The organism is Methylonatrum kenyense (assembly GCF_023195885.1).
Lineage (GTDB): Bacteria > Pseudomonadota > Gammaproteobacteria > Nitrococcales > Aquisalimonadaceae > Methylonatrum > Methylonatrum kenyense.
In genome coordinates, this window is sequence record NZ_JALPKO010000001.1 from 165,369 (window position 1) to 188,074 (window position 22,706).

Annotated in this window: 24 protein-coding genes and 1 tRNA gene; 13 read left to right on the forward strand and 12 right to left on the reverse strand. The window is 60.5% G+C overall.

Features of this window, described 5'->3' with window-relative positions:
• Positions 1–90: 90 nt before the first annotated feature.
• Genes M0534_RS00835 through M0534_RS00865 form a run of 7 tightly spaced genes read left to right on the forward strand, consistent with a single transcriptional unit; the run spans position 91 to position 3,957 of the window.
• Complete coding sequence (locus M0534_RS00835; protein ID WP_248566510.1) at positions 91–1,269, forward strand: hypothetical protein; 1,179 nt, start codon at positions 91–93, stop codon at positions 1,267–1,269.
• Positions 1,270–1,289: 20 nt separating this feature from the next.
• Positions 1,290–1,835, forward strand: a complete 546-nt coding sequence (locus tag M0534_RS00840; RefSeq protein ID WP_248566511.1) for a hypothetical protein — start codon at positions 1,290–1,292, stop codon at positions 1,833–1,835.
• The gene (locus tag M0534_RS00845) at positions 1,807–2,160 is read left to right on the forward strand and encodes a hypothetical protein (RefSeq protein WP_248566512.1); all 354 of its coding nucleotides are present in this window, start codon (positions 1,807–1,809) and stop codon (positions 2,158–2,160) included. The genes M0534_RS00840 and M0534_RS00845 overlap by 29 nt, the downstream gene beginning before the upstream one ends.
• Positions 2,153–2,386: a hypothetical protein gene (locus tag M0534_RS00850; protein ID WP_248566513.1), complete on the forward strand. Its 234-nt coding sequence runs from the start codon at positions 2,153–2,155 to the stop codon at positions 2,384–2,386. Before M0534_RS00845 ends, M0534_RS00850 begins: the two co-directional genes overlap by 8 nt.
• 15 nt (positions 2,387–2,401) lie before the next feature.
• Positions 2,402–3,004, forward strand: a complete 603-nt coding sequence (locus M0534_RS00855; RefSeq protein WP_248566514.1) for a coiled-coil domain-containing protein — start codon at positions 2,402–2,404, stop codon at positions 3,002–3,004.
• Positions 2,997–3,485, forward strand: a complete 489-nt coding sequence (locus M0534_RS00860; RefSeq protein WP_248566515.1) for a hypothetical protein — start codon at positions 2,997–2,999, stop codon at positions 3,483–3,485. Before M0534_RS00855 ends, M0534_RS00860 begins: the two co-directional genes overlap by 8 nt.
• Complete coding sequence (locus M0534_RS00865) at positions 3,475–3,957, forward strand: RNA polymerase sigma factor (protein WP_248566516.1); 483 nt, start codon at positions 3,475–3,477, stop codon at positions 3,955–3,957. The genes M0534_RS00860 and M0534_RS00865 overlap by 11 nt, the downstream gene beginning before the upstream one ends.
• A 369-nt stretch (positions 3,958–4,326) precedes the next feature.
• On the opposite strand, the gene M0534_RS00870 is transcribed toward M0534_RS00865, so the two are convergent.
• A complete protein-coding gene (locus tag M0534_RS00870; protein ID WP_248566517.1) occupies positions 4,327–5,580 on the reverse strand; it encodes a tyrosine-type recombinase/integrase in 1,254 nt (417 codons plus the stop codon).
• A gap of 550 nt (positions 5,581–6,130) precedes the next feature.
• Here M0534_RS00870 and M0534_RS00875 point away from each other — a divergent pair.
• Entirely contained in the window at positions 6,131–6,475 is a 345-nt protein-coding gene (locus tag M0534_RS00875; RefSeq protein ID WP_248566518.1) for a hypothetical protein, read from the forward strand.
• A gap of 191 nt (positions 6,476–6,666) precedes the next feature.
• A tRNA-Arg gene (locus M0534_RS00880) sits at positions 6,667–6,743 on the forward strand.
• Positions 6,744–6,817: 74 nt separating this feature from the next.
• On the opposite strand, the gene M0534_RS00885 is transcribed toward M0534_RS00880, so the two are convergent.
• On the reverse strand, positions 6,818–7,408 hold the full coding sequence (locus tag M0534_RS00885; protein ID WP_248566519.1) for an NADPH-dependent FMN reductase: 591 nt from the start codon (positions 7,406–7,408) through the stop codon (positions 6,818–6,820).
• A gap of 182 nt (positions 7,409–7,590) precedes the next feature.
• Between M0534_RS00885 and mobB the strand changes: the two genes are divergently transcribed.
• On the forward strand, positions 7,591–8,190 hold the full coding sequence (gene mobB, locus M0534_RS00890; protein ID WP_248566520.1) for a molybdopterin-guanine dinucleotide biosynthesis protein B: 600 nt from the start codon (positions 7,591–7,593) through the stop codon (positions 8,188–8,190).
• Here the strand turns inward: mobB and tsaB are convergent.
• Positions 8,180–8,875 (reverse strand): tRNA (adenosine(37)-N6)-threonylcarbamoyltransferase complex dimerization subunit type 1 TsaB, encoded by a 696-nt coding sequence (tsaB, locus tag M0534_RS00895; RefSeq protein ID WP_248566521.1) that lies wholly within the window; start codon positions 8,873–8,875, stop codon positions 8,180–8,182. The two genes, mobB and tsaB, sit on opposite strands and share 11 nt — an antisense overlap.
• On the reverse strand, positions 8,862–10,172 hold the full coding sequence (locus M0534_RS00900; protein WP_248566522.1) for an MFS transporter: 1,311 nt from the start codon (positions 10,170–10,172) through the stop codon (positions 8,862–8,864). Before M0534_RS00900 ends, tsaB begins: the two co-directional genes overlap by 14 nt.
• Positions 10,173–10,767: 595 nt before the next feature.
• On the opposite strand from M0534_RS00900, the gene ectA reads away from it, so the two are divergent.
• The 3 genes from ectA to M0534_RS00915 all read left to right on the forward strand — a co-directional run bounded on the left by ectA (position 10,768) and on the right by M0534_RS00915 (position 13,177).
• Positions 10,768–11,307, forward strand: a complete 540-nt coding sequence (gene ectA, locus M0534_RS00905; protein ID WP_248566523.1) for a diaminobutyrate acetyltransferase — start codon at positions 10,768–10,770, stop codon at positions 11,305–11,307.
• A 12-nt stretch (positions 11,308–11,319) separates the two neighbouring features.
• Entirely contained in the window at positions 11,320–12,678 is a 1,359-nt protein-coding gene (ectB, locus tag M0534_RS00910) for a diaminobutyrate--2-oxoglutarate transaminase (protein WP_248566524.1), read from the forward strand.
• A gap of 109 nt (positions 12,679–12,787) precedes the next feature.
• Positions 12,788–13,177 carry an ectoine synthase gene (locus M0534_RS00915; protein ID WP_248566525.1) on the forward strand — a complete coding sequence of 130 codons (390 nt, stop codon included), beginning with the start codon at positions 12,788–12,790 and terminating at the stop codon, positions 13,175–13,177.
• A gap of 57 nt (positions 13,178–13,234) precedes the next feature.
• On the opposite strand, the gene yoaA is transcribed toward M0534_RS00915, so the two are convergent.
• The 8 genes from yoaA to sufC all read right to left on the reverse strand — a co-directional run bounded on the left by yoaA (position 13,235) and on the right by sufC (position 22,678).
• Positions 13,235–15,169, reverse strand: coding sequence for a DNA repair helicase YoaA (yoaA, locus tag M0534_RS00920; RefSeq protein ID WP_248566526.1), 1,935 nt, complete (start codon positions 15,167–15,169; stop codon positions 13,235–13,237).
• Positions 15,170–15,700 carry a tetratricopeptide repeat protein gene (locus tag M0534_RS00925; RefSeq protein ID WP_248566527.1) on the reverse strand — a complete coding sequence of 177 codons (531 nt, stop codon included), beginning with the start codon at positions 15,698–15,700 and terminating at the stop codon, positions 15,170–15,172.
• Positions 15,697–18,030, reverse strand: a complete 2,334-nt coding sequence (gene mrcB / locus M0534_RS00930) for a penicillin-binding protein 1B (RefSeq protein WP_248566528.1) — start codon at positions 18,028–18,030, stop codon at positions 15,697–15,699. Before mrcB ends, M0534_RS00925 begins: the two co-directional genes overlap by 4 nt.
• Before the next feature lie 115 nt (positions 18,031–18,145).
• Complete coding sequence (locus M0534_RS00935) at positions 18,146–18,667, reverse strand: disulfide bond formation protein B (RefSeq protein WP_248566529.1); 522 nt, start codon at positions 18,665–18,667, stop codon at positions 18,146–18,148.
• Positions 18,668–18,902: 235 nt separating this feature from the next.
• Positions 18,903–19,337, reverse strand: a complete 435-nt coding sequence (gene sufU / locus M0534_RS00940) for a Fe-S cluster assembly sulfur transfer protein SufU (protein WP_248566530.1) — start codon at positions 19,335–19,337, stop codon at positions 18,903–18,905.
• Entirely contained in the window at positions 19,334–20,593 is a 1,260-nt protein-coding gene (locus M0534_RS00945; RefSeq protein WP_248566531.1) for a cysteine desulfurase, read from the reverse strand. The genes sufU and M0534_RS00945 overlap by 4 nt, the downstream gene beginning before the upstream one ends.
• Positions 20,590–21,912: a Fe-S cluster assembly protein SufD gene (gene sufD / locus M0534_RS00950; RefSeq protein ID WP_248566532.1), complete on the reverse strand. Its 1,323-nt coding sequence runs from the start codon at positions 21,910–21,912 to the stop codon at positions 20,590–20,592. The genes M0534_RS00945 and sufD overlap by 4 nt, the downstream gene beginning before the upstream one ends.
• Positions 21,913–21,922: 10 nt before the next feature.
• A complete protein-coding gene (sufC, locus tag M0534_RS00955) occupies positions 21,923–22,678 on the reverse strand; it encodes a Fe-S cluster assembly ATPase SufC (RefSeq protein ID WP_248566533.1) in 756 nt (251 codons plus the stop codon).
• Between the last annotated feature and the right edge of the window lie 28 nt (positions 22,679–22,706).

Genomic DNA, 22,706 nt, shown 5'->3' on the forward strand with positions numbered 1-22,706 from the left:
ACCCATACCCTTTATCTGCCCGGTTTAGTCATGCGCTGAGCCGGGTTTTATTTTGGGTGTGGTAATTATAACAAGGGGATTGGGTAATGGATGTATTACAGCGACATTGATGAACTATTAACGAATCAGTTAACGGGTTATAGTCAACGACGACACGAATCTAGGCGGCTAGTCCAACAGGTTTTTTCCTGTCCCACTCGGCACTGGGTCAATCCACATTGTCTTGCCCTGAGCGACAAGTATCTCCGAACTCTCGGACACAATCCACAATCGGCCCGCCGTGTACTATCAGACCTTGGGCTGATACAGTTTAAGCGGACGAAACGTGATTGTGCAGATTTCGCCATCCCCTCCGACCAGTTCCACGAATTGAGCGCCAATCTACTGGTGGAAAATCTACCTATTCTTGATCGTGATGGTAACGCAGCCAAAATCCCCAAGACCAAACGCCACGGATCACTAAAGGTCTGTCAAAAGCCACAAATAAATATCCGCAATCTGCAACGGTGGCTAACCCACAACCGAAACGAATACAGTTTTTTAGCCGCTGCATCATTTTACCGCTTCGCCACCAGCAGCACAGCACCCGGAATAATTCCATTAAACTACAATCTCAGTGGTAAAACAAACAGGCTGTATGGACTCGGTGCCAACCCGCAGAACACGCAGCGTTGCCTACGGTCGGCTCTGTTCGACGGCTACCATTCAATCGACATCAGTAATTGTCACTTTTCTTTGCTTGCGAATCATGATGTTGGTGGCTCAATCACTAATTACGCAGCCGACCCCGCCAGTATCCGCCAGCAGATTGCCGCCGATGTAGGAACCACACCAGAAGCAGTGAAGAAGTGCCTGCTGGCGCTGATCTACGGCGCTGAATTGAACCTCTCCCCTCGCCAAGCACTAGGCCGTTCGCTCACGTGGCGAGACACGGCAAAGGCACCAAAGCGCTTTAAGACCCTAACGGAAGCGGAACGCGAGCTGGTCGAACGGTTTTGGAATCACCCTCTTGTCGTATCGCTTCGCTCCGACTTGGAACAGGCAAAGTGCGTGTTCGGAGCCAGGGATTTTAAGGAACTCAGCACAATTTTAATGCAAATTGAACAACGGATTATGCGAGTTGTGTTGGAGGATATTTATATCCTCCTTCCTCTCCATGACGGTGTGATTGTGGAAAACGAACTAGACCCGGAGCCGTTAGAACACAAGGTCAGCAAGGTCACGGGGTATGAAATCAAATTGAAATCAGAACGGGTGGAATATAACTAAAAACAATAAAGGAGAAAATTATGGGGAGTTTTTATAATAACAATAAGGTGGGCAAACAAGCCGAGAAAGCAGTCAGGGTTTGGCTTGAGGGTAAAGGCTGGAAAGTTATTGACGCCAGCAACCACCGATTTTTTCAACAATCCGGTGTTGATTTCGTGGCGGAAAGGAAAAGTACCACTTATCTCTTAGAGGTTAAGTCAGACCCTCACCCGCCGAAATGCGTTTTTTTGGAATACATCTCAAACGACGAAAAAGGCTCCCCCGGTTGGCTTGAAACCACCAGTGCCGACCGTATTTTCTACTACTTCCGAAACTACAACCGCGCCGTGATTTTCGACCCGACCAACGCCCGCGACATTATCACCCAATGGGAGTACCCCGCAGCCTGTGCCGAAACGACGATTAACGGAAAGGTGATTTACCGAAGCTGGGGTTACATCGTCCCCGTTGACGACTTGGAAATACTGCAAGAATTGCAACTTCCCATCCCGAAAAATTGTCAAAAAAAAAGCACGTTACATAAAAAAGGAGACCTTTTTGAAACGTTATTTCATTCTATCAAATGACCTTGCTGACCGTTGGGAAATTGACCCTCACCACCTACAGTTTGCCGTCCGGTCCGACATTATCACCCCGTTCCATACCGATGATGGGACAGCGTTTGATTGGCTTGAAGTCGTGGCGCATGAACTGCGGGCCGATCTGCCCCACATTCCCGAACGCCTCCGCACAATCCACACCGCAAACTGGCTCGGTATGTACGGTCATTGGGTGGATCAGTACACCAGCGAGACCTTGGAACGCATCGTGTGGCAGTGCGGCACCAGCCCCAAACTTTTTGAAGTTTTGGATTTGTACAGAGAGGCAACAACAGGAGAAACCAATGGATGAAGTAAAGGCGCGAGAGGCGCTAGAGAAGGAACTGGCCGAACGCGAGGCGGAACTGGCCGATGCACTGAGAGAGAAATACCGCACGGAACAAGTTGATCGCCTCCAGGCCAAGCAAGCCAAAGGCCCGGACCTGACCAAGCTCCGCCGAAACCGAATGACGAACGACGAAAAAAGTTATGTAATTCAAGAGTTTGGAATTGATGTGTACAACAAATTGCCACTGTGAAGGAGATCATAATTTATGACTGAAGAAACCACCGAACCAAGTATTGAAGAACTTCAGGCCGCGCTGGCCGAACGTGATGCAGAGATTGCAGACGCACGTGACCACATCGCCAAACTTAATCAGGAGTCTGCCACCCGTCGGCTGGCGCTCAAGGAGCGGGAACGCGAACTGGCCGACACTCAGGCAGCAGCGAGTGAATACGAAAAACGCCTTTCCGGCACCGAAGAAACCCTCAGCGAACTACAGGCCCGCCTTCAACTCGCTGAGACTGAACGAGCGGTTGATCGCGCTATCGCAGACCACGGTGCAATCCCCGAACTAGTGCGTCCGATGCTCACGGGTGCCGCCGAATATCGGGACGGCGCTGTGATGGTCGGTGACAAGCCAGTATCCGACTACGTGGCATCGCTTCGTGAACAGGAAAGATTCGAAGGGGTGTTTCGTGGCCGTGGTCAGACCGGAGGCGGTACGCGGTCCAGTAACGCTGCCAAGGGCACAGCGCCCGTACCCAAAAAGCCACGAAGCGAGATGAGCGACGCGGAAAAACGGGATTTCATCCTCACCCACGGGATCGAAACCTACAACTCGCTACCGCTTGGATCATTGAACGGTGCCTAATCCAGTCGGGAAGCCGTACAAACTGACTCCCGAAAAGCAGGCCAAGATTCTCGACCTGTTAGAACAGACTGGAAATCTCTCAGCATCCGCTGCCGCTTGTGGTGTCACTGGCCGCGCCGTCTACGCGCTGATGGCACGCGAACCCGATTTCCGTAAGCAGGTGGACGATGCACGGGAAAAAGCGTGCCTAAAAATAGAACAGGAGATGATTAGGCGGGGGCTGACCGGCATTGAAAAAGGAATTTATTATCAGGGTGAGCGGGTAGCTACTGAACGCGAATACTCGGACAAGCTGTTGTTAGCACTAGCAAAAAGCAACATGCCCCACCGCTATGCGGAACGGTCTGTCGCTTACGTGCAAAACAACTTCAGCGTAGACGACACCAGCCAGAGGGCCAAGGAACGATTAGCGCATCTGCTGGGAATCGAGGGTGGTGATTACATCGAAGGAGAGATCATCCGCGCCGACGATGAAAATTGACATAGACCAACTGTACCGGGACCACTTCAGTTACATCGTAAATGTCTGCCGAAGGTACGTTGGAGAAGATGCAGAAGACGTAGCGCAGGACACATTCGTTAAGGCGTGGCGATTCAAGGACGGATTCCGTGGCGACGCGGCCCCAAGAACTTGGCTGCACAAGATTGCCGTCACAACTTGCCTCAACCACATCAAAACGAAAAGCAGACGCCTTCCTCTAGCCGACCGCGACGATGAACCAGAAACACCCCACCTAGACACACCAGATGGAATCATCGAACAGGAACAGACCCTCTCCCGCATCAGCGACACAGTAGATGGAATGTCCGTAGAACTGGGCCTGACCCTGCTGCTCAACGCCTTGGATGGCCTGAAATACGAAGAAATCGCAGAACAGACCAACGTCCCATTGGGAACCGTCCGCAGCCGCCTACACCGCGCCCGCCTGATGATTCAAGAAGAAGATTCCTAACTTTCTGATTATAGAGACTTTTCCCACTTCTCCAAGTCAGCCACAGACCACCGTTTCAGTCCCAATATCTCCCTCGGCGGTGGCATTTTCCCTTCATTGACCCGCCGCCATAGCGTGGTCCGGCTGATGGAATAACGTTGTTGAACCTCCCGATTTGAAATGTACATAATTTCCTCCCATAGGCATTACTCCGTAGTTAATTGGAAGGAAGAAATTAGCCGAAATAACATGTAATTGCAAGAAAAACGGCTTATTTTTTAATAGTGCTTTTTAGCGTTAATTTTATTTAATTAACCCCAACCCTGTAGGGCACTACCGTGTTAGGTACGTTCGTACAAAATCACCTCAGAAACGTACATAAATCCCCGGTTATTGGAACGGCACCACATTATCAGCACGGTGATTAGGCTCTTTTGCGTCCAAGAACTCGGACCAGTAGTTCATCATCTCCCGCCGCTGCGGTAGCAGTTCATCCCGAGCATATGCAGCCCGCGTTGCGTCCGAGTTGACGTGTGCCAACGCCAGTTCGCTCACTTCATCATCAAACCGATGCGGGAAACCTTCCGAATCTCTGAATGTGTAGTGCCGCGCCCAATCCTTGAAACTAGACCGGAAGCCATGCGGCACCGCATCAACACCCATGCGCCTGCATACGGCACTCATCGTCATGTCCGAGATTGGACCGCCTTTGGTGTTGGGGAATACGTAGTCGGAGGTTCGCGGCATTGATCTTAAAATATCAATGGCCGCAGTGGACAGTGGCACCTTGTGTTGCTTACCCGCCTTCATGCGATGCTCGGGTAGCGTCCACAACTTCTCTTCTAGGTTTATTTCATCCCAGGTGGCTTTCCTCACCTCGCCAGACCGTGCAGCCGTCAATATGGCGAACTCTAGCGCCCTAGCACCAATGCCATCACGCGTCCGCAGATCAACCACGAACGCTGGCACGTCCTTCCAAGGGAGCGCCCTGTGGTGTGCGACCTTAGTGATTGCGCTCGGCTTCGCAAGTTTGTGTTCGAGGTTGTCTTTCCACCGCGCGGGGTTATCCGCTGTCCTGTAGTCAGACGCGATTGCCCACGAGAACACCAAATCCATCCTTTGCCTGACTCTAGTGGCCGTCTCGGTTTTCTCATTCCATATAGGTTCCAGAACCTCTAGCACGTCCTTCTTGGTCATCTCAGCGACAGAACGCTCCCCAACGTATGGGAACGCATACATCTCAAGACTTTTAATCCAATCCTGTCTGTGCTTCTCGCTCTTAAACTCAGGTGCCTTGATTTTGTGGTAACGCCTCGCCGCAGCCTCAAAGGTAAGGAATTGCTCCTGAGCGGCCTTCAGTGCGTCCTGTGCGGCCTTGCGCTCAACAACAGGGTCAACCCCCCGCGCGATCATATCGCGCATCTCTCGCGCCTTCTTACGAGCATCAGTCAGCGGCACGGTGGGAAAGCCGCCTAACCCAATGTCTCGACGCTTACTGCCCACCATCGCACGGAGAATCCACGTCTTGCCCCCGTTCTTGGTGACTTGCAGGTATAGACCAGACACACCACCTACCGCGTGGTAACCGGGTGTGTTCATGTTCCGCACGTCGGTTGCTGACAACTCTCTCGCTACTTTCGGCATGACCGCTACCTCACATAATACCCATCATAAATAATACAATCACCAGCAACATCATGCAACATGCTGAACAGGGTATGTGCGAGATTTTATTTATAAATCAGTGGTTAGTGGTTCCGGTAGCAACTTTCTGAAACAGCGAGTCGGTGGACCTCGGCTCCACCAATCCCCTCCCCGGCGTTCCTCGCCGATCATGTCCCGCGCCTGCTAATCTTCCTACCTGCTAAACTCGCGGCGCATTTTCTTTATCATGCGTATATTCAAGGAAACACTGATCTATTGGCACGCCTGCGTTGGCGTCCGCATTTTTTCCTAGCCAAGGCGCGCTGCGCAGCGCCGCAGTCATTCTGCAGTCAAGCAGCGCAACGCAGCAATCGGGTAAAATGCGGCCCAACCCGAAGGGTCCGGCCGGTTTTGGCCCCTGGCTGTGTTGCGTCACCGGCCGGTAGCTCTGGCTACCGAACCGGCACCGAGTCTTGCCAGATGACCAAAACCGGTCTCGGGCGCAGAGGTGCGAATAGATTTGTGTTTCCTTAATTCAGTGGAGAAGACCATGCCGGCGAAAACAATCAAGTCACAACAAGCCCGCGGCGCAAGGCTCAAGTCCTTGTACGTCGTCGGATTCGGCGTCATCGCGATGTTCCTTATGGCTGCCTGCTCCGAGGAGCAGGTGCCGTCTCCGGACAACGACGCATCCCTTGCGGACGACGTTGCCGAAGTCTGCGATCACGTGCTCGGCCAGTACGGATATGCATACGCCGTTATCGAAACCGCTTGCACCGAGGAAGTGGATAACGACAGGTCCTCCGAGGAAGTCGTTGCAGAAGTCTGCGACCTCGTGGAGGAAGAGTATCCGTACGCCCACAGGGGCCTCGTCAGAGACGGCATTTGCCCCTGAAGCAGTCGCGGGATTGCGGTGGAATTCGCACGTCCCGCGGGTTCACCAGTTTCTGAAGGCCCGGACCTGTTCCGGGTCTTCAGTGTCGCCACCGCGCCCGCGCGAACTCCATCCTTGACCCACCCGACCAACAAGCCACCAAGCCGTGGCAGCCCTGCAGGTCTTCGGTTAGGCTCTTGACCCGAGTCATCGCCCTGGTAGCTCAGCTGGATAGAGCAACCGCCTCCTAAGCGGTAGGTCGCAGGTTCAAATCCTGCCCAGGGCACCATTTTCCCAGGGGTCTGAACCGGAAAATCGGTCAGGCCGGGATCAATGGTTGCCGGGCTTCCAGCCGGCGGCGATTCAGTCCGCGGCCAGCAGCCGGGCGGTGCGGATGCACCGGGCCATCAAATCCCGCAGCGCCTCTGCCGTTGCCTGGTCCTGCAACTGACCGTTGGCATCAAACGCGTCACCCGCCTGGCCGACCGTGACCTGGCCAGGCACCACATGCACGCCGATACCAGCAAGCAGCGTGCGCAGGTGCGCCAACGCGCGCATGCCGCCCAGGCGTCCGGGGGACGCGCCGCCCAACGCGGCGACCTTTCCGGCATAGGCTACCAGCGGCGGCTCCTCGTCCGATTCTCGGCGAGAAATCCAGTCAAGGGTGTTCTTCAGCAGCGGCGGGAAGAAACCGTTGTACTCCGGCGATGCAATGAAGAAGCCGTCGCAGGCCAGGAACCGTGCCTTCAGCGCCCGGGCCGACTCTGGCACCCCCTCCCGTGTCTCCAGGTCACCGTCGTACAGCGGCATCGGGTAATCGGCCAGTTCGATCAGTTCCACTCGCGCCTGCTGTTGCAGGGCAATGTCCGCCGCACAACTGGCCAACTTACGGTTGAATGATGCACCGCGGGTACTGCCCGCGACTACGAGTATCAACGGCTGTTTGCTCTCCACTGGATCACCTCGCAAAGGATTTAGGGAAACGCTGATCCGGTTCGAACATCGGATGCCCCGGATCCACGCCCATTGCTGCCGTGGTATGAAATGCGCTGGCCGTGCAAACGGCCAGGGATCCCCTGGCATTCGCCGCGCGGGCCATGGATACTTGCCCGGTCCTCGTAAAGACCTCAGCAGACATGCTCCGAGATATCGAACTCTCCACCGAGCGCCATCGCGCTGCAGTCCCCGAATGGCCGGTTAATATCGGCAGCCGCTGCCCGTTGCTCGGATTTGCCGGTTGGAGCGGTGCAGGCAAGACCACACTGCTGGCGAAGCTGCTGCCGCCACTGCGGCAGTCGGGTCTGCGCATCGCGGTCATCAAGCACGCCCACCATCGATTCGATGTCGACTACCCCGGCAAGGATAGCCACGTGCTGCGCGGCGCCGGAGCGGGTCAGATCCTGATCAGCTCCGGCCACCGCCGGGTCCTGATTCAGGAGAAGGCGACGGAGAAGGACCCGCAACTGATCGAGGAACTTGCCCTGCTGGACCAGGACGAGCTTGACCTGATCCTGGTCGAAGGGTTTCGCGACGAGCCGATTCCGAAGCTCGAAGTCTACCGCCGTGAACTGGCACGGGGCTTCCGATTCCCGCGCGATCCGGCTGTGCTGGCGCTCGCCACGGATACGCCGCCGCCAGGCGGTGGCCGCGACATCACGGCACTGGACCTGAACGACGTCGATGGCGTTCTCGGCTTCGTGCGAACGCTCTGCCGCGTGCAACGGGCTATCCTGTAACGTTGTCCCGCAGGTAAACCGGCCGCGCCGATGCCGCGTTCTCGAGCGTGCCGTTGCGCCAGGCCGCTACCGCATGGGGCAACAGGCAACGCGCATCGGGCAGGGCCTGATCCAGGATGCGGGCTGGCGCTGTACCCAGCGCCGCCAGCAGGGCCTGGGAATGAACGGCCCATCCAGTCCCGGCGGCCTGCCATTCGGTCCAGCCCGTGGGCAAGGTGACCGCAGCCGGGGGCAATACCGCTTCCTCGTCGCGCAATTTCAAGGGCTGGTTCGCTTCCAGGCGTTCGTACAGCCCCCAGTAGACCTCCCCCATACGCGCATCAATGGCCACCGCAACCCGATGAGGGCCCGCGTCCCGGCCGGCGACATCAGCCACCGCCTGCAGGCTGGACACGCCGATCACCGGGCAACCAAGCCCCCGGGCTAGCCCCTGGGCGACCGCCACGCTGATCCGCACGCCGGTGAAGGCGCCCGGCCCGCGGCCATAGGCGACCAGGCCGATTGCATCGCGGGACACGCCGGCCTCGGCCAGCAAGCCGTCCAGCATGGGCAAAAGTTCCCGGGCATGGCCGCGCGGGATCACGGCATGTCGTGAGAACACGTTGCCGCCTGTCGTCAGCGCCACGCTGCAGGCCTCGGTGCAGGCATCAAGCGCGATAATGACCGGCGTATCAGCCGTCGACATCGCCTGCCCCCTGCCACCCACCGGTATCACCCGGGGATGCGTCGAAATCGAATTCCAACTGCGTGTCCTCGCTATCCGCCTCCAATACCGGCGTCATCGGCGTTGAGGCTACCACCTGCGGTACCGCGCGGTAGACCTCCTGATCGGTGACCGGAATCGTGTCGGTGACGCGATCGCGGTACCAGCCGTAAACGGCGATGCAGACGGCGATGATCGCCAGCCCCAGAAACAGGCCCTGGCTACCCAGGCCGGCCATGAAACGAGCCAGCAACAGCGGGCCGAGAATCATGCCGGTACCGTGCACCAACAACAACGTGGCACTCGCCGGTACCCGTTCCTCCGGTTGCATGAAGTCATGCGCCAGGGCCAAGCCCAGCGCATAAACCGTAAAATTCAGCCCGCCCCAGAAAACCGCCAGGCCGATTATTAGCGTCAGTGCGGGCGACTGCACACTGGCAATGACCAGACTGACCATGGCCAGCAGGCTCGTCACCACGATGATGACGCGGCGGCGGTCAAAATGGTCCGACAGGCGGCCGATCAGGTATTGCAGGAACAGCCCACCGAGGATGGCAGCGCCCATGAAACTCGCCACTTCCGCCGTGGAAAACCCCATCCCCACCGCAAACACCGGGCCCAGGGCGAAGAAGCCCCCGTTGCTGAGACCGGCTCCGAATGCGGTTACCGTGGCCACCGGCGAGATCGCGTACAGGGTGCGTAAGCCGACGCGACGGGTTGGCAGAATCTCCGGCGATGTCACCCGGGTCAGCGCCACCGGAACAAGCGCCGCGGCCATGAGGATACCCGCAAGGCTGAACAGCTGGTAGCCGGAGACATCCCAGACGTTCAGCAGGAACTGACCGGAGCCGAGGGAGACCGAGGTAACGACCACGTAAATACCCAGAACCCGGCCGCGAAACTCACGGGGCGTGCGGTCGTTCAACCAGCTTTCGGTCACCATGTACAGACCGGCGACGGCGAAGCCGAAGGTGATGCGCATGCCCGCCCACAACCAGGCATCCACGTGCAATCCATGAACAAGCGCGGAACAGGCCGCGATCGCAGCGAACGCGGCGAAACAGCGGATGTGACCAACTTTCTGGATGATCCGCGAACAAACCAGCGTGGCCATGACAAAGCCAACCGAATAGCAGGCCATGACCAGGCCGATGATATCGGGGCGAAAACCCTCCACCCCCATGCGCACGGCAAGCAAGGTACCGAGCAGGCCGCCGCCCAGCAGCAGGATGCCCATGGAGAGGAACAGCGGTGACAGGGAACCAAGGGTCCGCAGCATGATAGGCCGGCTCGTCGCGTCAATGGAACTGGCTTCGCCGGGTCCGCGCCGGGAAGCAGGATCCAGCGCCGCGAAGCTAAAGGAAACGGCGCCGTATTACCATGCCGGGATTCGTGTTCGCGCCTTTTCAGGAAGCACTGCCATGGCCACGCCTCGCCAGGCGAGCGGAACCGGACTCCGGTTCAGTCGCGGCAATGGGGCAACGGCTCGCCATCGCCCTCACGATAACTGTAACCAGGAATACAGGAGCCGACGGATTCGGATCCGGCTGGGCCGAGGGATCAAGTCGCTCGAAGAAAACCAAAAAAAGACATTAATTCGTCAATAAAATATCGAATTTTTATTTGAATCATCGCGTCGTTAAATGAAAACAAAACACTATTAAAAACAACAAACAGTCGATAGATTTTTATTGACAATTGACCACCCGGTGAGGCATAATTTTACGCCTTTATGACTACGTGGCCGAGCCCGACCTGCAGGCGTGGGTTTCCGAGCTTCCGTGACAGGGTGCGCTGGACGAAGCGCTCGCAACGGGGCCATGCCGAACAGCCCGACTTCGGTGGGCCGGTCTCAAATCGGCGAGGAACACTACTTGAGTCAAGTCACTCCAGAGACCGACGCTTCGATCAAGTTTCGCTCCCCGACCATCGCCGACGGCGCCGAAATGTGGCGCGTGGTGACAGATTCGGGGGTTCTCGACCCGAACTCCTGCTACATGTACCTGTTGCTGTGCAAGGATTTCGCCGACACCTGCGTCGTCGCTGAGCATGAAGGGCGGGTTGTAGGTTTCGTGACCGGCTATCGGCCGCCGACGCGGCCGGATGCGATCTTCCTCTGGCAGGTGGGCGTGGACGCCGCCATGCGGGGCTGCGGGCTCGGCAAACGGCTCCTTGCAGCCTTCCTGCAATCGTCGGGCGCAGCCGGTGCGGCAAGGCTTGAGACCACGATCTCGCCGTCAAACGAGGCGTCTAAGGCCCTGTTTGCCTCTGTCGCACGCAGCATCGGTGCCGACATGACGGTTGCAACCGGATTCACCGAGGCGGATTTCCCCGCCGACGGCAACCACGAAGCCGAAGAACTTTATCTGATCGGACCGCTCGACCCGACACGCACTGAACAACTTTCGCCGTAAGAGGATTACCCAATGACCATTGATTCAATGGCAACGATTACCGACAACGAATCGCAGGTCCGGAGTTATATCCGGAATTTTCCTGCCGTTTTCAAAAAGGCAAAGGGATCCTGGATTGAGGACATCGAGGGCCGCAAATATCTGGATTTTTTTGCCGGCGCCAGCGTGCTCAATTACGGCCATAACCACCCGGAATTGAAGAAGGCGTTGATCGATTATCTCAGCAACGACAACATTACGCACAGCCTGGACATGGCCAGCGTTGCCCGGGCTGAATTCCTGGAGACGTTCAAGCGCATTATCCTTGATCCGCGCGGCATGGATTACCGGGTGCAGTTCCCCGGGCCGACCGGCACCAATGCGGTCGAGGCGGCGTTGAAAATCGCGCGCAAGGTGAAAGGCCGCGAGAAAATCATGTCCTTCACCAGTGCCTTCCACGGCATGAGCCTGGGATCGCTATCGGTGACCGGCAACGCCTTCAAGCGCCAGGGCGCCGGCCTGCCGTTGACCCACAGCGATTCGATGCCGTACTGCAACTACTTCGGTCCGGAGCAGAACACCATCGAGTACATCGACCGCATGCTTGCGGATTCCGGCTCCGGCATGGATACGCCGGCGGCGGCAATCGTCGAGACCGTGCAGGCCGAAGGTGGCGTCAATGTTGCCGACAAGGAATGGCTGCAGGGGCTGGAAGCACTGTGCCGCAAGTACGACATGCTGCTGATCGTTGACGACATCCAGACCGGCAACGGGCGCTGCGGTGGGTTCTTCAGCTTTGAGGAAGCGGGAATCAAGCCGGACGTTGTCACCGTCTCGAAATCGATCAGCGGCTATGGCCTGCCGCTGGCCCTGACCCTGATCCGGCCCGAATTCGATATCTGGGAACCGGGCGAGCACAATGGCACGTTCCGCGGCTTCAACCCGGCCATGGTTACTGCGAAACGCACGCTGGAACTGTTCTGGCAGGACGATACGTTTGAAAAAGACGTGGCCCGGCGCGGCAGGATGATGCGCGACTTCCTGACCATGCTTAGCGAGAAGTATCCGGAGACCGGCGGCTGCCCGACCGATCGCGGCACCTGTATCAACCCGACCAAGAGTTGCCCCAAGGGCGGTGGCTGTCCGCGTGGCCGGGGCATGATGCAGGCGCTGGAGTTCGCCAACCATGATCTGGCCAGCAAGATTTCGGAAGTCGCCTTCCGCCATGGCCTGATCATCGAGACCGCCGGTCCTGACGATCAGGTGCTCAAGCTGCTGCCGCCGCTGACCACCAGCGATGAGGACCTGCAGAAGGGTCTGAATATCATCGAGAAGAGCCTCGTTACCGCTCTTGAGGAACTCGGACTGAAAAAGAAGGCATCCGGCGAGTAAGCGTCGACTGCAGGACGGACTCATCCGCCCGACCGGGGAGCGTAGAGAAACGGCTGGCTGACGTAGTGTAGCCGGCCGTGATTTTTTCAAGCCTATTCAAGGAGCGAGCATGAAAATTGTCAGACTCGAAGACATCATTGGCGGCGATCGCGACGTGTCCGGACCGGGCTGGAAAAGTCGCCGGCTTCTGCTGAAGAAGGACGGCATGGGGTTCTCCTTCCACGAAACCATCATCCCCGCCGGCGCCGAATTGCACCTCTGGTACAAGAACCACCTGGAAGCGGTTTACTGCGTGGCCGGGAATGGCAGCATCGAGGATCTGGCAACCGGCGAGGTGCACGAGATCAAGGACGGCACGCTGTACGCGCTGGACAATCACGACCGGCATATCCTTCGCGGCGGCACCGAGGACATGCGACTGGTCTGCGCCTTCAATCCGCCGGTCACCGGCCGTGAGACCCACGACGAGGACGGCTCCTACAACCTGGTTGAAGACTGATATCGGCAACCCAGGTAAACGCTGATCCATGCATCAGCGTTTCCCCCTCCTTGCCGACTATTCAGAACTCGGACGTGATGCCGGCCGCTGCAGGAACGAGGCCACGATTGCGGCATCACGGGTGCGCGCCATCGGCGGCAGGCTGTCAAGAAAGCGGCGGCCGTAGGAGCGACCCAGGAGTCGCGGATCGCCGATCATGAGGACGCCCCGATCAGTGTGATCCCGGATCAGGCGGCCGACTCCCTGACGCAAGGCAATCACCGCCTGTGGCAGCTGAAAGTCACGGAACGGATTGCCGTCGTTGCGTCGCAGGTGTGCGATGCGGGCCTCGTTGACCGGATCTGCCGGGGAGGCAAACGGCAGCCGGTCGATGCAGACCAGTGACAACGCCTCGCCCTTCACATCAACGCCTTCCCAGAAACTCGCGGTCCCCAGCAGCACCGCATTACCAAGGTCGCGAAACCGGTCCAGCAACTGCCGTTGCGAGGCCTGCCCCTGAACCAGCAGTGGATAATCGCAGCGCTCCCGCAACCAGTCGGCCGCTGCATGCAGGGCCCGGTAACTGGTGAACAGCAGGAACGCCCGACCGCCACTCGCCTTCACCAGCGGCCAGGCCTGCTCCAGGAACGCCCTGTTGTAGTCGGGTGCGTTCGGTTCCGGCAAGCCGCGAGGCACGTAGAGCACTGCGTTATTCGCGTAATCGAACGGACTCTCCAGCCGGACATGTCGGGTCTCCTCCGCTAGCCCCAGCCGACGCCGGAAATGCTCGAACCCGCCGGCTACGGACAGGGTTGCCGAGGTGAAAACCCAGGCACCGGGATGGCGCTGCATCTGGGCCTGCAGCGGACGCCCCACGTCCAACGGTGTCAGGCGCAGGATAAAGGACTGGCTATGGGTCTCGAACCAGGGCACCGCCTCGGTTTCCACCGGCGCCAGAAATGCCTGGAGCTCGGCCGAAAGCGCAGCACATCGCCTATTGCAGGCCTCCAGTCCCTTGCCCCGCTCCGCCATTCGCTCGAGCAAGACGTGCATCGCAGCCAGGCCGTCCACCAACTCCTGGACACCCTGGACAACCTGCGGACGATTCTCGACACTGGCCCAGGCGGCACGCGTGGGTCGCTCGCCCAGGCATAGGCGAAAATCCAGCACGGCCTTGCGCAAATCCGCGACGATCCCGGCCAGCTCGGGTTCATCCCCTGCCTCGCGCAGATCCTCGGCCGTGACATCACGCAGCAGATCCATGAACTGCCGGGCACTCACCGACACGCCAAAGAACTGCGCCGCCACCTCGGGCAATTGATGGGCCTCATCCAGGATATAGGCATCGGCAGCCGGAAGGACTTCGCCGTGGCCGCCCTCCTTCAGCGCCATGTCCGCCATCAGCAGGTGGTGGTTGACCACCACCACATCGGCCTCCTGCGCGCGCTTTCGCGCCTCCATCAGGAAGCAGTCTCCATAATCGGGGCAGTCCTGGCCCAGGCAGTTGTCGACAGTCGAGGTTGCCCGGCCCCAGATCGGCCGGTCTGCCGGTACCGCGGCCAGCTCCGAGACATCGCCACTGCGTGTCATGGCCGCCCATTGCCGGATCTGCTGCAGATCCCTGGCGGCCTCGCGGCGATCAAACCGTGGATCGAACTCGGCATGCTCCATACGGTAGCGGCAGAGGTAGTTGCCGCGCCCCTTGAGCAGGGCGACACGGACCGGCATGTCCAGGGCATCCCGGACCACCGGCAGATCCTTGTGGAAGAGCTGATCCTGCAGGGTGCGCGTACCGGTGGAGATGATCACACGACCGCGCGCGCGCAGTGCCGGCAACAAATAGGCAAAGGTCTTGCCGGTGCCGGTGCCGGCCTCGGCAATCAGATTCTCGCCATCGGCCAGCGCCTGTTCGACCGCCTCGGCCAGGGCCTGTTGCTCCTCCCGGGGCTGGAAGTCGGCAACCCTGTCGGCCAATGGACCGGCAAGACCGAGCAGGTCACGCACCGATGCCATCTAGCTGCCGCCGAGACGGTCCGCGCGCTGCCGTGCCTCGCCGGCACCCGCGTCGTCACCGGCAAGTTCGCGGGCCACGGCAATCAACTGCCAGTTGCGCTGCATCAGGCTGCGCCGGCCGTCGGCATAACGGTTGGAACGCATGGCCATGGCTTCCGCCTGGGCGTAATCACCCTCGCGGTAGCGGACCACGGCCAGGTTGTGCCACAGCACTGGATTGTGCGGCTCGATGCGAAGTGCCCGCTCCAGCAGGGATGCGGCCCGATCATGCTCACCTTCGGCCGAGGCGGCATCCGCATCGGTTTGCAGTGCCACCACCGCCGCACTGCCACGCGCCGGCGGGTCCGGCTCGGGTTCGGGTTCGGGCTCCGGTTCCGGTTCGACTTCCGGGGGCGGTTCATCCGGATCCGGCGGCGGCTCCTCCGGCGGAGGTGGCGGCGGGGGCGGCGGTCGCCGTTCCGGCGGCTCCACGGCACAGGCGGCAAGCAGCAGGCCGATAATCGGAAGCAGTGCGAACAAACGCCAGCTCATTGGAACAGCCCTCGGAACCAGTCGGCAACACCGCTACCGGCATCGCGCTCTTCCTCCCGGTAGTCGCAATCACGGCTCGGCTCGGGTCGGTGTGCACGACTGTAGGGCAGCGCCCGAACGCCGCTGCAGTGCTCAGCCGCAAGGCGACCCGTATCGCGCTCGATCCAGACCGTATCGACACCGTCCGGCGGGCGCAATTGCAACGGTGCCGGGTTGATCACGCTGAGCGCATCCGCCCAGACCGGCAGTGCGCCGCTTGCGCCTGTGAGATCGGTCGCCGCATTGTCGTCACGTCCAAGCCAGACCACACCAAGCAGGTCACCACCGAAACCCGCGAACCAGCTGTCCCGCTGATTATTGGTGGTGCCGGTCTTGCCCGCCACCAGAAAGTCCTGCGGCAGAAAGCGATAGGCCCCCTGGCCGGTCCCCTGACGCATCGCTGCGACCAGAGCCGTGGTGGTGAGATGCACCGGTACCGGTTCGAACATCCGGTCGGTGGACAAGGGATAGCGATTCAACGGCGTGCCGTCCTGCCGGGTCACCTCGCGCACCGACCGCAGCGGCGTATTGAAGCCGCCGGCGGCGATGGTCTGGTACATCTGTGCAACCTGCAGCGGTGACAGTTCCTGTGTGCCCAGCAGGGATGACGGATACAGCCGGCGATTGGCCGGGCCGCCCAGGCGTTCGACGGCACCCTGCACGGTACCGAGGCCGATATCCATGCCGAGGCGGACGGTCGGCACATTGAGCGACCAGGCAAGACTGTCGATTAACGCCACCGAGCCGCGGAAGCGCCGGTCGAAATTCATCGGTTCCCAGTGGTTGCCCGTGCGTTCATCGTCGATCCGCAGGGGCGAGTCGTCGAGCAGGCTGCCGAGCCCGTACTGCTCCGGCGATTCCAGCGCCGCCAGGTAGACCACCGGCTTGACCAGCGAGCCGATCTGCCGGCGCAGGTCCACCGCCCGGTTGAAACCGGCAAAGCGGGGATTGCGGCCGCCCACCAATGCCAGCACCTCGCCCGACTCCGGTTCGACCATCACCGCAGCCGCCTCCAGTTCCTGCGGACGGCCCTCGAGCTGGCGTTCCACGGCCTTCTCGGTCGCGGCCTGAACGCCTGGCGCCATGGTGGTGAAGATGCGCAGACCCTCGGTGCGCAGATCCTCCAGTTCGTAATCGCGGCGCAGATCACGCTGTACCAGGCTAAGAAAGCCCGGAAAACTGCGTCCGGCATCGGCGACGCGGGTGCGCACCGCCAGTGACTGTTCGATGGCCAAGGCCGCCACCGCGTCGCTGATCACGCCCTCTGCCGCCATCATCCGCAGCACCTGATCCCGTCGCGCCCGGGCCCGATCCGGGTTGCGCCGCGGGTCATACAGCGAGGGCCCCCGGATCATCGCCACCATCAGCGCATGCTGCGACAGATCCAGCGAGTCCAGCGGTTCGCCGAACAGGAACTGCGAGGCCAGACCCACCCCGTGAATCGCGCGGTCGCGATCCTGCGCCAGGTAGACCTCGTTCAGATAGGATTCGAGGATGTCGTCCTTGCTGTAACGTCGCTCCAGCAGCAAGGCCATCATCGCCTCGTTGACCTTGCGCACGAACGTCCGGTCGCTGGTCAGGTAGAAATTCTTGACCAACTGCTGGGTCAGGGTGCTGCCACCCTGCACCACCCGGCCGGCGCGCAGATTGGCCCAGGCCGCGCGGGCGATTCCGGTGATCGAAATGCCCCAGTGCCGATAGAAATCCCGGTCCTCGACGGCCAGCAGGGCGTCGATCAGGGGCTGTGGCACATCCTCCAGCCGCACCAGCAACCGATCCTCCCGATGCCCCGGATAGATGTTCCCAATGCGTGCCGGATCCAGCCGGGCAATGGCGACACTTTCGCCGGTCTCGGCGTCACGCAAATTGCTGACGCGGCCGTTGCTGACTGAAAAACGGAGGCGTCGGGCGGGTTCGGCGCCGTCCCAGTGCTGGAATGCCCGACTGCTGAGGACGAAATCGGCACCATCGCGCAACCAGGTGCCGGAACCTCCGGGCGAGGCGGTTTCGTTGTATTCCAGCGCCCGCAGCTCTTCGGTCAACTGGTCCAGGTTCAGGCGTCGGCCCTCGTACAGTTCCAGCGGGCGCGCGTAAACCGTGGCCGGTACCGACCAGCGCTTGCCCTCGAACTGGCTGCGCACGGTCTGGTCCAGCCAGGCTGCCCAGGCCGTGGTTGCCAACGCCAGCAAGACGATCACCAGCAGGAACAGTTTCAGCCAGGGGAAACGGGAGCGACGCCGGCTTGTTCGGCGCTTCGCGGGTTTTTTTCGCTTGCTGGGAGGCTTGGCCATTGTTTCTCGACAACCGCCCCGTCAGTCGTGATCGAGGCCAGAAATTCCAAAGGAAACGCGGCTCGGCACCCGCACCCCCTCAAGGAAACACTGATTTATTCCCTCGAGCGTTTTCTTAAAGCCAGATGGAACGCTGCCGGGGCTTCAGATTGGCCCAGACACCGAACAAACCGACAATGATGAACCCCGCCAGAGTCCAGATCGGCAGACTCAGGCCAAACACGCTATGTACAGCAGCACACTCGCCGGAACCCTGCAGCACCATCCGCAGCACGTCACTCAGCGGAAAGGTGCTCATCATGTACTCCAGCCCCGGACCACAGGCGGGCACATCCTCTGGTGGCAGGCTCTGCAGCCAGATATGCCGCCCGGCAATCGCCGCCCCGGTTCCCGCTGCCAGTAACATCAGGCTGCCGTAGACAAAGCGCCCCCAGTCCTTGGGCCCGTGCAGCATGGCGACAATGAAAATAACCGCCATGCCGGCCACCGCCATGCGTTGCAGGATACAGAGCGGACACGGTTCCAGGCCCATGCCGTGCTCCATGTAATAGGCAGCACCCAGCATTAGAAAACAGGCGAGAAAACCAAACAGATTCGAGAGTCGCAGGGAGCGACGCTCCATCCAGCTCAGGGTCATTAGGCCTTTCCTGCGGATCGCTTCCGCCATCGAAGCGCGAAGTGTAACAAAAACGGGCATCGGGAAACGCTGAGGCGATTCCGCGGGCGGGAACCCGACCACTGCCGCACGAACCCTCGATGACTGACGAGCGGAACGGACGCATCCGTCCCAGGTGGCAGAGTAAATCAGGATCCGGCCGCCGACACGCTGTCGCCAAACGCGGGCAGGCGGCGGCCCGGGTGAGGAGAAACGGTCAGTCAGCGCCGGAGAAGCGTCGCAGGGCTGCACGAATCGCCTGGACCGGCAGCGCCGCACACTGCTCGCGACCGGGAAAGCGCCGCACCGTCAGCAAGGGTCGCAGGGCATCGGGCAACTCGGGCGGGTCGGCCGTGCCGGCCAGGGCGGCCACATACTGGTCACAGAGACTGAGGGCCGCTGGAACGCCCCGGCCCTGTAGCGTCTCGGTCAGGAGTGATGCCGAGGCGGTCGCGACGGCGCAGGATTCGCCCTGAAAGCTGATTTCGCTGACTTCGCCGTCCCGCACCACCACGCCGATTTCGACGGTATCTCCGCAGAGTGGATTATGCGCCACCGCCTGCGATGCGGCTGCGGGCAGGGGTCGGAAATTCCGCGGCTGTCGATTGTGATCCAGGATCACGGCCTGGTACAGCGAGGTACCGCCGCTCATCTGCCAAACAGGTCACACACCTTGTGCAGCGAAGCGACCAGCGCGTCGACTTCAGCCATGGTGTTGTAGGCCGCGAAGGATGCACGGGCCGTGGCCGGAACGCCGTATCGCTGCATCACCGGCTGCGCGCAATGGTGACCCGCGCGGATCGCGACCCCATCGGCATCGAGAATGGTACCGATATCATGAGGATGCGCGTCTTCCATGACAAAGGACAGGATGCCGGCCTTGGCCGCGGCGTTGCCGATAATCCGAAGGCCCGGCACCGTCTCCAACTCCGATTCCGCGTACCTCAGCAATGCCGACTCGTGGGCGAAGACAGCCGCCGGATCCAGCGCCCGGAAATAATCGATGGCGGCTCCCATGCCGATCACACCGGCGATGTTGGGTGTACCGGCCTCGAACCGTGCCGGCGGCTCGGCAAACTCGGTGCGCTCGAAGCTTACACTGCGGATCATGTCGCCGCCGCCCTGCCACGGCGGCATCGCCTGCAGCAGCTCGTATTTGCCAAACAGCACACCGACCCCGGTGGGGCCGTACAATTTGTGCGCCGAGAAGACGTAGAAGTCACAATCCAGCGCCTGCACGTCCACCGGCATATGCGGCGCAGCCTGGGCCCCGTCGAGCAGAATCGTCAGCCCGTGCTCGCGCGCCAGGCGGACGATCTCAAGCACCGGGTTGATCGTGCCCAGGGCATTGGAGACATGCATGACGCTGATGAACCGGGTGCGCGCCGTGATCCGGCTTGCCACATCCTCCAGCGACAGCTCGCCGGCGTCGGAAAACGGCACGACAACGAGCTTCGCGCCGGTGGCGTCGCAGAGCAACTGCCAGGGCACGATGTTGCTGTGGTGCTCCATGGCAGTGATCAGGATCTCGTCACCGGGTTTCAGCATCGGCCGCACATGGCTCTGGGCAACCAGGTTGATCGATTCCGTGGTGCCGCGGGTGAACACGATCTCGCGTTCCGAGGGCGCGTTCAGCAGCTCTTTCACCTTGCCGCGGACCGCCTCGAAGGCACTGGTGGACTCCTGCGAGAGGGCATGCACGCCACGATGGATGTTGGCGTAATAACGGCGGTAACAATCCGCCTCGGCCTCGATCACCACCTCCGGCCGCTGGGCACTGGCGCCATTGTCCAGATAGACCAGTGGCTTGCCGTGGACCTCACGGCGCAGAATCGGGAAGTCGCGCCGGATGCGTTCGACATCCAGCGCGGCAACCTGCCTGCCATTGACCGGATCAACAACACTCATTCAAGCGCCTCCAGCGACGCACCACCCGGCAACAGGGCCAGCAGGCGCTGACGCGCCTGTCCCGACAATGCCGGCTCGATCATGTCGTCCAGCACCTCGTTGGCAAAGGCGAAGGTCAGCAGGGCCTGCGCATCGTCAAGGCCGATGCCGCGGCTGCGCAGATAGAACATCGCGTCCTCGTCGAGTTCGCCAACCGTGGAGCCATGCGCGCATTTCACGTCGTCGGCATAGATTTCCAGCCGCGGATTGGAATGCGCCAGCGCCATCGGGTTGAGTAGCAGATTGCTGTTCTGCTGCTCGGAGTCGGTCTGCTGCGCATCCCGCGCCACGTGGATCGTGCCGTCGAAAACCGCCTCGCCACGACCACCAAGGATGCCCTTGAACAACTGCTGGCTCTGGCTATGATCGGTGACGTGCCGCACCACGGTGTGATAGTCGGCGTAGCGCTTGCCATCGACCATGTACAGACCGTTCATGCGCAAATCGGCACCCGGCTCCACCAGGTCCACCTGCACATCGGTGCGGGCAAACCGGCTTCCGGCCGAAACGGTATGCAGCGCAAAGCGGGCATCGCGCGGCACGCGTGCACTGATCGCCCCCAGGTGCCAGGCACCCGGGCCGTCATCCTGGAAATGCTGGAGGCTGACGCCGGAGTTGTCCCGCAACACCAGTTCGGTAACCGGCGCCACCAGGTGGGTATCGTCGACGTCGCCCAGATGTTGCTGCACCAGTCGCACCTCGGATCCCTGGCCGGCGCGCAGCAGGATGCGCGGATAGGCAGCATGGCCGGCCAGCTGGCTGCTGCTGGCGAATATCACCACCACCGGCGCGTCCATGACCACGTTATCGGCAATATCGATCACCGCTCCGTCGGCAGAGAAGGCCGTGTTCAACGCTGCGAAGGCATGCCCATCGACATCCACCACCCGGGCGAACTGCTCCCGCACCAGATCAGTGTCCTCGCGCAGGGCGGCATCCAGCGATTGCACACGAACACCGGCTGGCGCCGCACTCAGGTCCGAATGCCGGCTGCTGAAATGGCCATCGACAAACACCAGGCGCACGGCACCCGCCACATCCGCAAACCGGGAAACCACGGCCGGCGACAACTCACCGCCCGGGGCCGCCGGCGGAAAAACCTGGCGGGTCAGCGGGTCAAGCTTGGCGTGCTTCCACGCCTCCATGCGGCGGGTCGGAAAGCCCAGCCGCTCGAAGGAATCGATCGCCTGCCGGCGCCGTTCGCCGAGCATACCGCCAGCTTGGGCCGCCGCCTCGAAGATCTCCATGTAGGCGCTTTTCAGTTCGGTTACCGCTTCCATCGGACCTCCCTCAGGCCGCATTTTCTTCGAACAGGGCATATCCGGAGCGTTCCAGTTCCTCGGCCAACTCCTTGCCGCCGGACTGCCGAATCCGGCCGTTGACCAGCACATGCACGTAATCCGGCTCGATATGGTCAAGCAACCGCTGGTAGTGCGTGATCAGCAGGAACGCGCGGTCCGGGTCGCGCATGGCGTTCACTCCCTGGGCAACGATGCGCAGGGCATCGATATCCAGGCCCGAATCGGTCTCGTCAAGAATGGCCAACTGCGGCTCCAGCACCGCCATCTGGAAGATTTCGTTCCGCTTCTTCTCACCACCGGAGAAACCTTCGTTGACCGCACGCTTGAGCAGGTTCTCGTCCATGTTCACCAGGCTGGCGCGCTCGCGAATCCGCTTGAGAAAGGCGACCGCGTCAAGCTCATCCTCGCCGCGATGCTTGCGAATCGCGTTCAGTGCCGCTTTCAGGAAATAGGTATTGGCAACGCCCGGGATCTCCACCGGGTACTGGAAGCCCAGGAACACACCCAGACGGGCCCGGTCCTCGGCCTCCATGTCCAGCAGGTCCTTGCCGTCGTACAGCACCTGACCGCCCGTAACCTCATAGCCATCATGGCCGGCCAGCACCTTGGACAGCGTGCTCTTGCCGGAGCCATTGGGGCCCATCACAGCGTGCACTTCGCCGCGATCGACACTGAGGTTGATGCCGCGAAGAATCTCCTCGCCTTCAACGGCTGCGTGCAGATTCTTGATTTCAAGCAATGCCATTCCGTCTCTCCTGATCTGTTGAGCTGCC

Bases quoted from the DNA above. Each gene is read 5' to 3' on its own strand.
- M0534_RS00875 (WP_248566518.1), top strand. From the start codon at position 6,131: ATGCCGGCGAAAACAATCAAGTCACAACAAGCCCGCGGCGCAAGGCTC.
- sufU (WP_248566530.1), bottom strand. From the start codon at position 19,337: ATGAGCGGCGGTACCTCGCTGTACCAGGCCGTGATCCTGGATCACAAT.
- tsaB (WP_248566521.1), bottom strand. From the start codon at position 8,875: ATGTCGACGGCTGATACGCCGGTCATTATCGCGCTTGATGCCTGCACC.
- M0534_RS00915 (WP_248566525.1), top strand. From the start codon at position 12,788: ATGAAAATTGTCAGACTCGAAGACATCATTGGCGGCGATCGCGACGTG.
- mobB (WP_248566520.1), top strand. From the start codon at position 7,591: ATGCTCCGAGATATCGAACTCTCCACCGAGCGCCATCGCGCTGCAGTC.
- M0534_RS00900 (WP_248566522.1), bottom strand. From the start codon at position 10,172: ATGCTGCGGACCCTTGGTTCCCTGTCACCGCTGTTCCTCTCCATGGGC.
- sufC (WP_248566533.1), bottom strand. From the start codon at position 22,678: ATGGCATTGCTTGAAATCAAGAATCTGCACGCAGCCGTTGAAGGCGAG.
- M0534_RS00835 (WP_248566510.1), top strand. From the start codon at position 91: ATGTATTACAGCGACATTGATGAACTATTAACGAATCAGTTAACGGGT.
- mrcB (WP_248566528.1), bottom strand. From the start codon at position 18,030: ATGGCCAAGCCTCCCAGCAAGCGAAAAAAACCCGCGAAGCGCCGAACA.
- sufD (WP_248566532.1), bottom strand. From the start codon at position 21,912: ATGGAAGCGGTAACCGAACTGAAAAGCGCCTACATGGAGATCTTCGAG.
- ectB (WP_248566524.1), top strand. From the start codon at position 11,320: ATGACCATTGATTCAATGGCAACGATTACCGACAACGAATCGCAGGTC.
- yoaA (WP_248566526.1), bottom strand. From the start codon at position 15,169: ATGGCATCGGTGCGTGACCTGCTCGGTCTTGCCGGTCCATTGGCCGAC.
- M0534_RS00935 (WP_248566529.1), bottom strand. From the start codon at position 18,667: ATGACCCTGAGCTGGATGGAGCGTCGCTCCCTGCGACTCTCGAATCTG.
- M0534_RS00945 (WP_248566531.1), bottom strand. From the start codon at position 20,593: ATGAGTGTTGTTGATCCGGTCAATGGCAGGCAGGTTGCCGCGCTGGAT.
- M0534_RS00850 (WP_248566513.1), top strand. From the start codon at position 2,153: ATGGATGAAGTAAAGGCGCGAGAGGCGCTAGAGAAGGAACTGGCCGAA.
- M0534_RS00925 (WP_248566527.1), bottom strand. From the start codon at position 15,700: ATGAGCTGGCGTTTGTTCGCACTGCTTCCGATTATCGGCCTGCTGCTT.
- M0534_RS00870 (WP_248566517.1), bottom strand. From the start codon at position 5,580: ATGCCGAAAGTAGCGAGAGAGTTGTCAGCAACCGACGTGCGGAACATG.
- M0534_RS00865 (WP_248566516.1), top strand. From the start codon at position 3,475: ATGAAAATTGACATAGACCAACTGTACCGGGACCACTTCAGTTACATC.
- M0534_RS00840 (WP_248566511.1), top strand. From the start codon at position 1,290: ATGGGGAGTTTTTATAATAACAATAAGGTGGGCAAACAAGCCGAGAAA.
- M0534_RS00855 (WP_248566514.1), top strand. From the start codon at position 2,402: ATGACTGAAGAAACCACCGAACCAAGTATTGAAGAACTTCAGGCCGCG.